At 72.3% G+C, this 12847-nt stretch carries 12 protein-coding genes; 7 read left to right on the forward strand and 5 right to left on the reverse strand.

Annotated elements, in window-relative coordinates; translation table 11 throughout:
• Positions 1-622 (forward strand): B12-binding domain-containing protein (locus tag DSY14_RS23360; protein WP_211718771.1); only part of this gene is annotated, 622 nt, incomplete at its 5' end.
• Here DSY14_RS23360 and DSY14_RS23365 read toward each other — a convergent pair.
• Entirely contained in the window at positions 591-1802 is a 1212-nt protein-coding gene (locus DSY14_RS23365) for a lycopene cyclase family protein (RefSeq protein WP_211718772.1), read from the reverse strand. The two genes, DSY14_RS23360 and DSY14_RS23365, sit on opposite strands and share 32 nt — an antisense overlap.
• 53 nt (positions 1803-1855) lie before the next feature.
• On the opposite strand from DSY14_RS23365, the gene DSY14_RS23370 reads away from it, so the two are divergent.
• Both DSY14_RS23370 and DSY14_RS23375 read left to right on the forward strand, forming a co-directional pair.
• Complete coding sequence (locus DSY14_RS23370; RefSeq protein WP_211718773.1) at positions 1856-2602, forward strand: class I SAM-dependent methyltransferase; 747 nt, start codon at positions 1856-1858, stop codon at positions 2600-2602.
• Positions 2599-4146, forward strand: coding sequence for an FAD-dependent oxidoreductase (locus tag DSY14_RS23375; RefSeq protein ID WP_211718774.1), 1548 nt, complete (start codon positions 2599-2601; stop codon positions 4144-4146). Before DSY14_RS23370 ends, DSY14_RS23375 begins: the two co-directional genes overlap by 4 nt.
• Here DSY14_RS23375 and DSY14_RS23380 read toward each other — a convergent pair.
• The 4 genes from DSY14_RS23380 to DSY14_RS23395 form a co-directional block, all read right to left on the reverse strand.
• Entirely contained in the window at positions 4137-5144 is a 1008-nt protein-coding gene (locus tag DSY14_RS23380; protein ID WP_211718775.1) for a DUF5914 domain-containing protein, read from the reverse strand. The genes DSY14_RS23375 and DSY14_RS23380 overlap by 10 nt on opposite strands.
• Before the next feature lie 11 nt (positions 5145-5155).
• Positions 5156-6115 carry a phytoene/squalene synthase family protein gene (locus DSY14_RS23385; RefSeq protein WP_211718776.1) on the reverse strand — a complete coding sequence of 320 codons (960 nt, stop codon included), beginning with the start codon at positions 6113-6115 and terminating at the stop codon, positions 5156-5158.
• Positions 6112-7578: a phytoene desaturase family protein gene (gene crtI, locus DSY14_RS23390; RefSeq protein WP_211718781.1), complete on the reverse strand. Its 1467-nt coding sequence runs from the start codon at positions 7576-7578 to the stop codon at positions 6112-6114. The genes DSY14_RS23385 and crtI overlap by 4 nt, the downstream gene beginning before the upstream one ends.
• Positions 7579-7668: 90 nt before the next feature.
• The gene (locus tag DSY14_RS23395; protein WP_211718777.1) at positions 7669-8751 is read right to left on the reverse strand and encodes a polyprenyl synthetase family protein; all 1083 of its coding nucleotides are present in this window, start codon (positions 8749-8751) and stop codon (positions 7669-7671) included.
• Between the two features lie 251 nt (positions 8752-9002).
• Here DSY14_RS23395 and DSY14_RS23400 point away from each other — a divergent pair, with 251 nt between their 5' ends.
• The 4 genes from DSY14_RS23400 (at position 9003) to DSY14_RS23415 (ending at position 12697) form a co-directional block, all read left to right on the forward strand.
• Positions 9003-9542, forward strand: coding sequence for a MarR family winged helix-turn-helix transcriptional regulator (locus DSY14_RS23400; RefSeq protein ID WP_374224048.1), 540 nt, complete (start codon positions 9003-9005; stop codon positions 9540-9542).
• Between the two features lie 279 nt (positions 9543-9821).
• On the forward strand, positions 9822-11465 hold the full coding sequence (locus DSY14_RS23405) for a BCCT family transporter (protein WP_374224047.1): 1644 nt from the start codon (positions 9822-9824) through the stop codon (positions 11463-11465).
• Positions 11462-11929, forward strand: a complete 468-nt coding sequence (locus tag DSY14_RS23410; RefSeq protein ID WP_211718779.1) for an Hsp20/alpha crystallin family protein — start codon at positions 11462-11464, stop codon at positions 11927-11929. The genes DSY14_RS23405 and DSY14_RS23410 overlap by 4 nt, the downstream gene beginning before the upstream one ends.
• A gap of 171 nt (positions 11930-12100) precedes the next feature.
• Positions 12101-12697: a copper chaperone PCu(A)C gene (locus DSY14_RS23415; RefSeq protein ID WP_211718780.1), complete on the forward strand. Its 597-nt coding sequence runs from the start codon at positions 12101-12103 to the stop codon at positions 12695-12697.
• The last annotated feature ends 150 nt before the right edge of the window (positions 12698-12847 follow it).

Below are 12847 nucleotides of genomic sequence, written 5' to 3' on the forward strand. Positions count from 1 at the left end.
CCTCGGCACCGCCTCCCCCACCCTCCACGGCATCGCCCGCGCCGCCATGCGCATGGACTCCACGCTGGTGGAACACCTGTTGGAGGCGGCCCTGGCCGAGCACGGCACCGTCGCGGTCTGGGAGGACGTGGCCATGCCGCTGCTGTACGGGATGGGCCGCAAGTGGGAGGACACCCACCGCTACGTGGAGGTGGAGCACCTGCTGTCGTGGTCGGTGTCCACGGTGCTCAGACGCGTACCGGGCACACCGCCCTCGGACGACCGCCCGGTCGTCCTCGCCTGTCTTCCGCACGAGATGCACAGCCTCCCGGTGGAGGCCCTGGCGGCGGCGCTGCGCGAGGCCGGCCGCGCCCACCTGGTGCTCGGGCCGTGCACCCCGACCGAGGCGACCGTGCGCACCATCCGACGGACCGCTCCCTGTGCCGTGGTGCTGTGGTGCCACACCCGCGGCGAGCAGGGGATCACGACGCTGCGCGCGGTGGCCCGCGCCGCCCACGCCACCAGACTCCGCACCGACCTCCACACGGCGGGTCCCGGGTGGCGCGACGCGGGCACCGCACCGCGCAGGACGGGCGGACACCTCGCCTCTCTCACCGAGGCGATGGCCGCCCTCGACGGCTGAGGCCACGGTCGCGCAGGGTGTACCAGAGGTGGTCGAGGACGGTCCACGACATGGCCGCGACCGGGGTGGTCAGTCCCATCGCCAGTTCCCGGGGCAGGGGGGAGGTCCCGTCCAGGAACGCCAGGACGTCGCCGAGCCGGTTGGCGGCGAAGAGCCGCGCGAAGAAGTCGGAGCCGCGCACGCGGCCGGTGTCCAGGGCGCGCAGCATCACGGCGTCCATGGCCAGGTGTCGGGCGCGGTAGGGCACCGGGGGGATCGGGGTCCGGTCCTCGGCCAGGGCCCGGGCGACCGCGGCCGTCTGACGGGCCACGCCGCTGAAGGTGTAACCGGTGGAGGGCCGCGTGGCCCCGCCCGCGGTACCGATGCGGAACAGACGCCGTCCCACCCGGGTCGGGAAGGTCGCGTCGGTCATCGGAATGACCCCCTGCTCCGCGGCGGTGACCTCGACCTCCCCGAGGCCGACCTGCGCGCAGTAGGCCGTCAGCGCCTCGTCGTACTCCTCCGTGCGCAGGGCGGCGCGCCCGAACTCGGTGTACTCCACCAGCGCCTCACGGGGGGACGACGGCAACACGTAACCGAAGGCCACACCGGTCGTCGGCTGCGGGGGGCGCAGGTCCATGAGGACGGCGGCCCGAGGGTCGAAGGTCGCCCGGGGCACACGCACGAACCAGCCCCGGAAGTGTTGCAGCAGGGTCGTGCGCCCACCCGTGAGGTCGGTGGGCGGCCGGGAGTCGAACACCCACCGCGCCGTCAGACGCACGTCGGCGCCGGCGGGTCCGACGGCGTGGACCGTGGCCCGCTCGGGACCGTCGGTCAGGTCCCGCACGTACAGCTCCCGCTGGTCCAGATACGCGTCGGCGTGGCCGCGCACGTGCGCGGCCACGTCGTCGGAGCGCAGCATCTTGTAGAGGTAGGGGGCGGCCGGGGAGCGGTGCTCGGCACCGTCGGCGGTCACCACGCTCAGGTCGCGCCACCGCGCCGTCAGAAGGGGGTCCCAGACGCCGCCCTCCCGCTCCCAGAAGCACCAGGTACGCGGCGGGGGTGTGTGCGGCCCGGTCGGAGGCTCCACCAGGGCGGTGCGCAAGGGCCGCCCGCGTCGTTGGTTGACCTCGCTCATGCGATGGGCCAGGGTGAGCCCTGCGGCTCCCCCTCCGATGATCACCACGTCATAGTCGGCCATGCCCCCAGCATGCCGGGGCCTGTGCACGATCCGCGTGCCAACACGGGAGGATCATGACCACCACGACGGGGCGGATGAAGACCGGCGCGGTCACCGACGAGTTCGACCACGCGGCCGGTTCCTACGACCGACTGGTCGACGCCAACCCCGGGTACCACCGCGACCTGCGCACGTCGGTGCGGCGTCTGCGGCTGCCGAACGAGGGCGAGGGCCTGCGCCTGCTCGACCTCGGGTGCGGCACCGGAGCGTCCACGGCCGCGCTGGTGGAGGCCGCGCCACGGGCGCGGATCCTGGCGGTGGACGCCTCGCGGGGCATGCTGGACGCCGCGCGCGCCAAGCCCTGGCCGGACCGCGTCGCGTTCCACCAGGCCAGGGCCGAGACCCTGTCCCCGGCATGGGTGAACGAACGGCTGGGCGGTCCCGCGGACGCCGTGTTCGCCGCCTACCTGCTCCGCAACGTCCCCGAGCCCGACGCCCTGCTCGAAGCGCTCACCTCGGTCCTGCGTCCCGGCGGGCGGGTGGCGCTGCACGAGTACTCCGTGGCCGACTCCCGCGGCGCGCAGGCGGTGTGGACGGGGGTCTGCTGGGGCGTGATCATCCCCTCCGGCCGCCTCCTGACCGGCCGTTCGGACCTGTTCCGTTACCTGTGGCGCAGTGTGCTGGAGTTCGACGGCGCCGACACGGTGCTGGGGCGGATGCGCGCCGCCGGACTGGCGTCGGTCGCCCGCGCGCCCTTGCCCGGTTGGCAGTACGGGATCACCCACACCTTCCTCGGCGCCCGCCCCGGAGGGACCTGGTGAACCCGGACGTGCACGACCCCCGGGCGGAGGCGATCCCCCCGCCCGCGCCGGTCGGCCCCGCGCCGGAGCGCACCCCCAGGGTGGCGGTGATCGGTGGCGGCATCGCCGGTCTGGCCGCCGCGCGGGCCCTGGTCGAGCGGGGTGTGGAGGTGGAGGTCCTCGAACGCGAGGCGGAACTCGGCGGCCGTCTGAGCGGGTGGGAGACCGACCTCGCCGACGGCTCCACGGCGACGATGAGCCGGGGGTTCCACGCGTTCTTCCGCCAGTACTACAACCTGCGCGACCTGCTCCGCCACGCCGATCCGGACCTGTCCGGGCTGGTCCCGCTGACGGACTACCCGCTGGCCCACTCCTCGGGCCTGGCCGACCGCTTCTCCGGTCTGCCCCGGACCCCGCCGTGGAACGCCTTCGCGCTGGCGGCGACCAGCCGGAGCTTCCCGCCCCGCGAACTGGCCGGTGTGAACGTGGCCGCCGCGCTGCAACTGCTCGACGTGGACGTGCCGGGCGTGCACGAACGTCTGGGCCACCTGAACGCCCGGGAGCTCCTGGAGCTGATCCGCTTCCCGCGCAGTGCCCGGCACCTGGCCTTCGAGGTGTTCAGTCGGAGTTTCTTCGCCGCGCCGGAGGACCTCTCCGCGGCGGAGATGGCCGTGATGTTCCACATCTACTTCCTCGGTTCCTCCGAGGGGCTGGTCTTCGACGTGCCCCGCTCGCCCTTTCCCCGGGCGCTGTGGGACCCCCTGGCCGAACGCCTGCGCCGGTCGGGTGTGCGTTTCCGCGCCAGGGCGCGTGTGGACCGGATCGTCCCGACCGGCGCGGACGGCGCCGACGTCCACTGGACCGCGTCCGAGGGCGGGCGCAGCGCGCACTTCGACGGGGTCGTGCTGGCCACCGACACGGGGGGACTGCGTCGCCTGGTGGCCGATTCCCCCGGGCTGGGCGACGGCCCCTGGCGCTCCCGAGCGACCACGCTGCCCTCGGCGCCGCCGTTCCTGGTCTCCCGTTACTGGCTGGACCGGCCGGTCCGGCCCCATCGGCAGGCGTTCCTGGGCACCGCCGGTCACCCGGGTCTGGACAACGTGAGCGTGCTGGACCGCTACGAGGACGAGGCCGCCGCGTGGGCCGGGCGCACCGGCGGTTCGGTGGTGGAGCTGCACGCCTACGCGCTCTCCCCCGGGTGCGACCTCGACTCCGAACGGACCGCGTTGTGGAAGCAGGCCCTGACGGTCTACCCCGAGATGCGCACGGCCCGGGTGGTGGACTCCCGGCACGAACTACGCGAGGACTGCCCCTCGTTCCCGCCCGGCGGGTACGAGCGGCGCTGCACGGTCACGACACCGGACCCGTGGTTGGTGGTGGCGGGTGACCACGTGCGGGTGGACCTGCCGGTCGCCCTGATGGAACGGGCGGCCACCAGCGGCGTCCTGGCGGCCAACGCCCTGCTCGGCCGATGGGGTCGACGGGGCCGCACCGTGTGGAGCGTCCCCCGCCGCGGCCGCTTCGGACCGCTGCGCGCCCTGGCCGGGCACCTGCGTCACCCCTGACGGCCGGCCCGGGAGCGCATGAGGTAACGGCGCTCGGCGTAGTCCAGATCGTCCCGCCAGAGCCGCCGGGCCGCCATGCGCATCACGGGCCGCACGGCCCCCGCGAACCCGCGGGCCAGCGTGAACCCGGTGCGTTCCGAGGCGGCGATCGTCGCCTCGATGACGGCGGTGCGCGGCACGCCCCGCTCGTCGACGCCGAGCGGGGTGGCGTGGGTCTCCACCACGCTGCCCTCGCCCTCACCCTCGATGATCCGCATGACCACCGTCCGCGGCCCGGGACAGGTGAACTCGGCGCGCACGGGCACGCCCAGACGTCCGGCCACCTTGAAGCCGACGTCCACGACCATGCGATCCGGGTCGGGGTCGGGGCCCTCCGGCACCTCCGTGACCCGAAGACCGACGAACGAATAGGGATGGAACCAGGAACCGTGCCAGGGGTCGAGCCGGTTGGCCACCACGTCCTCGGGCTCGCACCGGCCCGCCAGGCTCTCCACCGCGGCGATACGGCGGGCTGCCGGTGGACGTGCGCCGACCACGGGCGCGCCCAGGGGTTCCTCACCACCGACGTGGTCCAGGCGCACCCACACCAGCACACCGTCGTCGTGGGCCGGATAGGGACGCCAGCCGGGGAACCCCTCGGCGCCCAGCGACAGACCGTGCCAGCGGCACAGGAGCCGCCCTCGGTTCACGGCCCCACGGCACAACGGGGCGCCCAGGTGGGGGCAGGCTCCCGGCCCGGCGTGCACGGAACCGTCGGGGGTACGCCAGGCCACCAGTTCCGTTCCCGCCACCACCCGACCGAAGGGGCGGTCGGCCCGCACCTCACGGGAGGCGGCGAGGACGTACCAGTTCCCGGAGGGCCGGGCCAGGGCGCGTTGGAGAGCGGCGTCGATCAGCTTCGGGCTCGCCTCCCGCCAGGTCGGCCGCTGGCGGGCCCAGGTGCCCTGGGGCATGCGGCGCAGAGGAAGGCGTCGTGGCTCGGGGTCGGGCAGGGACATCTGCGATCTCCTCAGGGAGTCGGTCTCCGTGGTCGCGGGACGGCCCTCGCCCAGAGGGAGCGGGCCAGCGCGGGCATGGCCGCCGCCACCTTGCGGCCGCGGGAGACCCGATGGCGGACGCTCCACACATCGAAGTCCGCCGCGACGATCTCGTCCAGGATGGCGCGGTAGAGCCGCAGGGCGGTGGCGACACACGGTCGCGCGACCGGATCCAGCATCGCCACCCCGGGCTCGGCCCGACGGTAGAGGTCCTGGTTGATCCGCACCATGTCGGCGAGCGCCCGCCGCGCCGGCGGGTCCGGCGCCCCCCGCCGGGCGCAGTCCGCCAGGTGGTCCCGGTCGACACCGTGCCCGGCGAGGACGTCGGCGGGCAGGTAGACGCGCCCGCGTCCGAGGTCCTCGGACACGTCCCGGAGGAAGTTGGTCAGCTGGAAGGCCTCGCCGAGGGCCGCGGCGTGCGGCGCGGCCTCCTCCCGGGGCGTCACCGTGCCGAGGACGGGCAGGACCTGGAGACCGATCACCGCCGCCGAGCCGTACATGTACTCGCGCAGGTGGTCGAGGTCGCGGTAGTCGGTCACCGTCAGGTCCATGCGCATGGAGGCCATGAACGCGGTGAAGTAGGCCGGGTCCAGCCGGTAGCGGTCCACGGTGTGCGCCAGGGCGCGCAGGACCGGCTCGGTCGGTTCGGCCCCGGACAGGGCCAGGGCGAGGTCGGCGTCGACGGCGTCCAGCTGGACCCGCTGGTCGTCGACGGTGGCCCCGGGCGCGGGCTCGTCGACGATGTCGTCGACCCAACGGGCGAATCCGTAGAGCGCGTGGATGCCGGGGCGACGCCCGGCGGGCAGCACCCGCGTGGCCGTGTAGTAGGTGCGGCCGTGGTGGGCGTGCAGTCCACGGCACCGCAGGTAGTCCTCGCGGAGCGCGTGCGCGTGGATCCCCGCCGCGTCCAGTTCCGCGGTGGCGGTGCTCATCGGCGCCCTCGCCGGGTGGACGCGGACAGGACCCGCGCGGCGGCGAGCTTGCCCGAGAGCAAAACGGTGGGCAGCCCCACACCGGGTGTGGTGCCGCATCCGGCGAGGACGGCGTTGGTGGTCCCGGGCACGACGCTCCGGGGCCGGAAGGGGCCCGTCTGGGCGAACGTGTGCGCCAGCGAGAACGGTGTCCCCCGGGCGAGGCCCTGGCGGGCCCAGTCGGCCGGGGTGACGATCCGTTCGGCGCGCACCGAGGCGTCCAGACCGGTCAACCCCCGTCGCTCCAGCGTGCGAACGACCTCGTCGCGGTAGCGGGGTCCCTCACGGTCCCAGTCGATGTCGCCCGCCGCGAGGTTGGGGACGGGGGCCAGGACGTAGAGCAGGTGGTGACCGTCGGGGGCCAGTGAGGGGTCGGTGTGCGTGGGCTGGGTGATGAGCAACGAGGGATCGCTCATCGTCCGTCCCTGGTCGATGATCTCGGTGAAGGTGCGTTCCCAGGCGTCGCCGAACGCGATGGTGTGGTGGGACAGGTGGTCCCAGGTGCGGTCGGTCCCCAGGTGCAGGACCATCGCCGAGGGCGAGAACCGGTGCGGCACGGGGCGACGCGGCCGACGCCCCAGGAGGTCGTGGGCGGCGGGCAGGTCGACGGTGAGGACGACCTGGTCACACGCCAGACGTTCGCCCCGGTCGGTGACCACCCCCGTCACGCGGTCCCCCGAGCGTTCCAGGCGGGTGACGCTCTCCTCGTAACGCAGCCGCCCGCCCGCCTTGGCGACCGCGCCGGCCATGGCGTCGGCGAGGGCGCGCATGCCGCCGCGCGGGAAGTGCACACCGGCGATGGTGTCCATGTAGGCGATGACCGCGTAGGCGGCCAACGCGCTCTGGGGGGACACCCCCGCGTACAGCGACTGGAAGGAGAAGATCCGCCGCAGACGCTCGTCCCGAAGGTGTCGGCCGACGGCGGGCGCGAGCCGGCCGAAGCCGCCCAGGGCCGCGAGCCGCAGCAGGTCGGGGCGGACCAGGTCCAGGACCGAGTCGAAGCGCGCGTCGATGAACGAGCGCATCTCCACGTCGTACAGGCGGGTGAGCCACTCGCGCAGGCGAAGGTAGCCGACCGCTTCGTTGATCCCGGCGACCCGTGCCACCTCGGCGGTCATGCGCCGGCGGTCGGTGTGCACGTCGATGCGGGAGCCGTCGGCGAAGGTCGCACGGTAGGCCGGAGCCAGGGGCACCAGGTCCAGGCGGTCGTGTAGTCGCTCGCCCACCGCGGCGAAGGCCTCGTCCAGGATCTCGGGCATGGTCAGGACGGTGGGGCCGGTGTCGACGCGGAAACCGTCCATGTCCAGACGGCCCGCCCGGCCGCCCGGGTGGGCCTCGCGTTCGACGATCACCACCTCGCGGCCGGCACCGAGCAGGTGCAGCGCGCACGCCAGGCCGGACAGCCCGGCGCCGACGACGACCACGGGACCTCGACCCGAGGGACACGGGCCGAGGGAGGAACGGATCTTCGGAGCAGGGTTCACGGGTCCTCTTCCGATGGTGGACCGGGGATGTCAGGTGCGTGCTGCGGTCGCGGCGAAGTCCAGCAGCCCCTCGCGCACGTCCGGGTCGATGTCGAGGGCGGCCACACGCGCCGCCCCCCGGTCGGCCAGCGCGTGGCAGTCGCCTCTCACCAGGTCGCGGGCGCCCACGCGGGCGAGCGCCTCGGCGGCGTCGGCGGCGTCGACGGGTGCGGCGCCGACCTTCTCCAACAGCGCCAGGGCCGCACTGTCACCGCTCTCGCGGGCCAGTTCGATCCCCAACGCGAGGAGCACGGTGTTCTTGCCCTCCCTCAGGTCCTCCCCCGGTTCCCTTCCCGTGCGGTCCGGGTCGCCGTAGAGGTCCAGGAGGTCGTCGCGGAGCTGGTAGGCCACGCCCACGTCGCGCCCGTAGGCGACCAGCGCCTCCTCCACGTGGTCGGGGGCGTCGGCCATGACGGCACCCAGTTGCAGGGGGCGTTCGACGGTGTAGGACGCGGTCTTGAGCCGATCGGTCCTCAGGGCCGCGCGCACCGAGCGTTCGGTCCGCGCCTGGGAGCGCAGGTCCATGAACTGGCCCACCATGACCTCGGTGCGCATGTCGCGCCACACGCGGTGGGCCCGGTTCCGGGTGTCCAGGTCGGTCAGGGCCCCGTACAGCAGGTCGTCGGCCCAGGCCAGGGCGAGGTCACCGGTGAGGACCGCCATGGAGTCGCCGTACCGTGCGGGTTCACCGGAGTACAGGCGCGATCGGTGGTGGTCCGCGTGGGCGGCGTGCACGGAGGGTGCGCCGCGTCGGGTGGGCGCGGCGTCCATGACGTCGTCGTGGACCAGCGCGAAGGTCTGGAGCACCTCGATGGCGGCGCCCGCCGACCACGCCGCCCGAGCCTCGGGCCCCTGGTCGGCGCCGCCTCCGGCGCGCCACCCCCACCACAGCAGGATCGATCTGATCCGCTTGCCGCCCAGGCTGAAGGAGACGATGCGATGGGCCAGTTCACGGCCGCACTCGGGGTCGAGCAGCTCCACCTCGCGCGCCCGTGGTCCCAGATGACGGTGCAGGGTCTCGGCGATCGTCGAGCGGATCTCGTCGACGCCTCCGGGCAGGACTCGCCCTGTCACAGCGGGTGCTCCCCTCACGGTCGCCGCGACGACGACCTCGGGACGACGGGCGGAACCGACGCGTCCCTCGACTTTCGGCGTTCTCGTCCCTGGAACTTTCGCACACGGGGAGTTCGTGGGCCATCCAACACTTCGGAGCCCCCGTAAACTCGTTCCCAGTGACCGGAGGGGCCGATCACCGTGACGATGGGAGACCCATGGACACCGTGCCCGGAACCCCGCCCGCCGAGGCCGAGGGGTCGAAGGCGTCCATGGCGGAGACGTCGACGCGTGGCGAGTCCGCGTCGGGGTCCGCGAGCGCGGGCGGGCACCATCGAGACGATCCGCCCTCACGCGCGGACCTGTACATGGCCCTGCAGACCGACGGCCAACAGTTGGCGGTGGGGCTGGTGCGGCTGCTGCACCGGATGTCGGAGCGCTCCGGCATGAACCCGACCGACTTCCAGTGCTACACGCTGCTGCGCGTGTCCGGATCCATGACTCCGGGAGAGATCGCCGACAGTCTGTGCCTGTCCACCGGGTCGGTGACGGGGGTCATCGACCGGATGGAGGCGCACGGTCTCGTCGAACGCGCCCCGCATCCGTTGGACCGGCGCAAGGTGGCGGTGCGTCTGGTGGAGGGGGCCGAGCACCTGTCCACGCACACCGCGCCGGGCATGCGCGAGGCGATGACCACGATGCACGAGGACTACTCCTCGGAGGAGCTCGCGGTGATCGTGGACTGGCTGGACCGGGTCAACGGCGCCCTTGATCAACTCGTGTCCCAACGGTCGCCCCGACGCCCCGGCTGACCTCCGGACCCGCCCCGGCCTGCCTTATCACCGAGGCCGAGTCCGTCAAATCCGACATCACACCCTTTGTCGGAGCTCTCCGTGTCGTGACGGCAGCTTTACGACCAGGGACGAAAGCCCCTACCATCCCACGGTACCCATCCGTGGCCGGCAGCAGGAACCGGCCTCCCGACCCCCGCCCGCCCCGAATGCAAGGGCTGGGAAGGAGCCACTATCTCTTCCCTGCGCACGTATATCCGTCAACACACGAACCCTCCGGTCTTCGCCATCTCCGGCATCGTGATCCTGGTCTTCGTCGTTCTGGGGATCGTCCTGACCGATCCCCTGCTGAACGCCACCGAGACCGCCCGAGACTGGATCGGGTCCCAACTGGGATGGTTCTACGTCCTGTCGACCACCTTCTTCCTCGGCGCCGCCGTCTTCCTGATGCTCAGCCGCTACGGGAGGATCCGGCTCGGCCCGGACGACTCGCGACCGGAGTTCGGCACCGTCGCCTGGTTCGCGATGCTCTTCACCACCGGTATGGGCATCGGCCTGGTCTTCTGGGGTGTCGCCGAACCCGTCAACCACCTGCACGCACCGCGTGACGGCGCCCAGGCTCCCGTCGTCCCCGAGGGTGGCGGCGAGGCGATTCCGCAGGCCGACGCGGCCAGCACCGCCCTGGCGTCGAGCTTCTTCCACTGGAGCTTCCACCCGTGGGCGATCTACATCGCCCTGGGGCTCTCCCTGGGCTTCTTCGCCTTCCGCAAGGGTCTGCCGCTGCGTCCCGCCTCCGCGCTCTACCCACTGCTGGGTGACAAGGCCTTCGGCTGGCCGGGCAACCTGGTGGACATCCTCGCGGTGTTCGGCACGATCTTCGGTCTGGCCACCTCGCTGGGTCTGGGCACGCTCCAGATCAACAGTGGTCTGACCCAGGTGTTCGGGATCCCGAACAACTCCCTGACGCAGTCGATCATCATCATCGTCATCACCGGCTTCGCGCTGTACAGCGTGCTGTCCGGAATCGACAAGGGCATGCGCCGACTGTCGGTGCTCAACTTGTGGCTCGCGTTCATCCTGATGGCGTTCATCTTCGCCGTGGGCCCCAAGCTGTGGATCGTCAGCACCATGACCACCGGTGTCGGGGAGTACCTGGGGAACCTCATCCCCTGGAGCATGTCCTTCCCGAGCCCCATGGCGGACGAGACCGCCGCCGACTTCACCACGGCGTGGAGCGTCTTCTACTGGGGTTGGTGGATCTCCTGGGCGCCCTTCGTCGGCATCTTCCTGGCCCGTATCTCCTACGGCCGCACCATCCGTGAGTTCGTTCTCGGCGCCCTGATGGGCCCCGCCCTGGTCTCCATGCTGTGGTTCGGCGTGTTCGGCGGCTCGGGCATGTACTACGAGCTGTTCGGCGAGGGCGGCTTCATGGACGGCGACGAGTCCGACGCCGCGTACCACCTGTTGGACGCGTTGCCGCTGGGCCCGATCGTCACGGTGATCATGTCGGTGTTCCTCATCATCGTCGTGGCGATCTTCTTCATCACCTCCTCCGACTCCGGGTCACTGGTGGTGGACATGCTCACCAACGGTGGCGACACCAACCCGCCCAAGGCACAGCGTGCCTTCTGGGCGATCAGCGAGGGGGCGGTGACGCTCATCCTGTTGGTGTTGGGCGGAACCAGCGCCCTGGGCGCGCTTCAAGCGGCATCGGTCGTGACCGGACTACCGTTCGCGGTGATCCTGATCTTCATGTTGTGGGGTCTGTTCAAGGGTCTGGCCGAGGAACCCAAGCCCGGAGCGCCCCGAAGGCTGCGCGCGGAGGACCGTCCACCGCCCGAGGAGCGCGTACGTGGCGGGAACATCAAGGTGGACCACCGCGAGCATGGACGGAACGAGAACCCCGTCGAGGACAAGACAGCGAAGGAGGGTGAGGGCACGTGACCCCCAAGAGGTTCAACAACCCCTTCCACGGAGTCATCGACATGATCACGGAGATGAACCGGATCTCCGACACCATGTCGTCGATCGAGACCGGTCAGGCCGGTGACCGTGAGCGTGGTTTCGCCGACGCGTGGAGCCCGCCCACGGACATCCTGGCCCGTGGTCGGGACCTGGTGATCCGTTGCGAGGTCCCGGGGGTGTACGAGGAGGACGTGGTGGTCAGCTTCGACCACGGTCTCCTCACCATCAGCGGGGAGCGCCGGCGCGACGAGGACGACGTCGTGTACTACTCCTCGGAACGCTTCATGGGCACCTTCCGCCGGGAGATCAACCTCCCCGAAGGAGTGGCCGAGGAGGACATCGAGGCCGGTTACGGCGAGGGTCTGCTGGAGGTGGTCGTGCACGGCGCGGCCAACCAGCGGATGCCCAAGCGGATCGCGATCGCCCGCCGCAAGCGCCGCTGAGGTCGGATCCCGCGGTACCGCGGATCCCACGGGCCCCGCCGGAGGAAACCCTCCGGCGGGGCCCGTCTCGTGTGCGCCGCGGATGATCGCCTCCGCCGGGAACCGAACGGGCCCGCGCACCGACTCCTGTGACGAGCGGCCGCGTTCGGCGGCCCACCCGAGGAGGTCACGATGCCCGTCCACCCCCGCACTCGAGCCCTGGGGGCCGCGCTGGCCCTGTCCCTGGCCCTGGCCGCCTGTGGCGGCGACCCGACCGACGCCACGGCCGAGGACGACGCCCGGGAGACGGGTGAGACGGCGGGGGACGCGCCCGCCGCCGACGCCCTCGGCGTCACCGACCCCTGGATCAAGGCGGCCACCGTCGAGGACGGCATGACGGCGGTGTTCGGGGTCCTGGTCAACGAGGGCCCCACGGAGGCCACCGTCGTCGCCGCCTCCCACGAGGGCTCCGGGACGGTGGAGCTGCACGAGGTCACCACCCAGGGCGCGGACGCCACGATGCGCGAACGCGAGGGCGGGTTCCCGATCCCGGCCGACGGCACGCGCCCGTTGGAGCCGGGCGGCGACCACATCATGCTCATGGACCTGACCGCCGACCTGGAACCGGGGTCCGAGTCCACCGTCACCCTGGAGTTGTCGGACGGGTCGACGACCACGTTCACGGCGTTGGTCAAGGAGCACGCGGGCGCCAACGAGGAGTACGAGGGCGACCACGAGGACCACGGCGAGGAGGAGGCCGGGGAGCACGACGGCGGGGAGGACCACTGATGTCCGTGGACGACGCACCGAAGGACACCGGGACCACCGACGCCACCACGACCGGTGGAGGCCGTTGGAGCCGTCGCGGGCTGCTGCTGGCCGGGGCCGCCGCGGGGGCCCCGGCCAGCAGCAGCCCGCGACGGCTCCAACGGCCTCCAC

The organism is Nocardiopsis sp. MG754419, assembly GCF_018207095.1.
Taxonomy (GTDB): Bacteria; Actinomycetota; Actinomycetes; order Streptosporangiales; family Streptosporangiaceae; genus Nocardiopsis.

Coding starts and splice junctions, on each gene's coding strand:
- DSY14_RS23365 (WP_211718772.1), bottom strand. CDS start 1,802: ATGGCCGACTATGACGTGGTGATCATCGGAGGGGGAGCCGCAGGGCTC.
- DSY14_RS23380 (WP_211718775.1), bottom strand. CDS start 5,144: ATGTCCCTGCCCGACCCCGAGCCACGACGCCTTCCTCTGCGCCGCATG.
- DSY14_RS23415 (WP_211718780.1), top strand. CDS start 12,101: ATGCCCGTCCACCCCCGCACTCGAGCCCTGGGGGCCGCGCTGGCCCTG.
- DSY14_RS23370 (WP_211718773.1), top strand. CDS start 1,856: ATGACCACCACGACGGGGCGGATGAAGACCGGCGCGGTCACCGACGAG.
- DSY14_RS23400 (WP_374224048.1), top strand. CDS start 9,003: ATGGCGGAGACGTCGACGCGTGGCGAGTCCGCGTCGGGGTCCGCGAGC.
- DSY14_RS23385 (WP_211718776.1), bottom strand. CDS start 6,115: ATGAGCACCGCCACCGCGGAACTGGACGCGGCGGGGATCCACGCGCAC.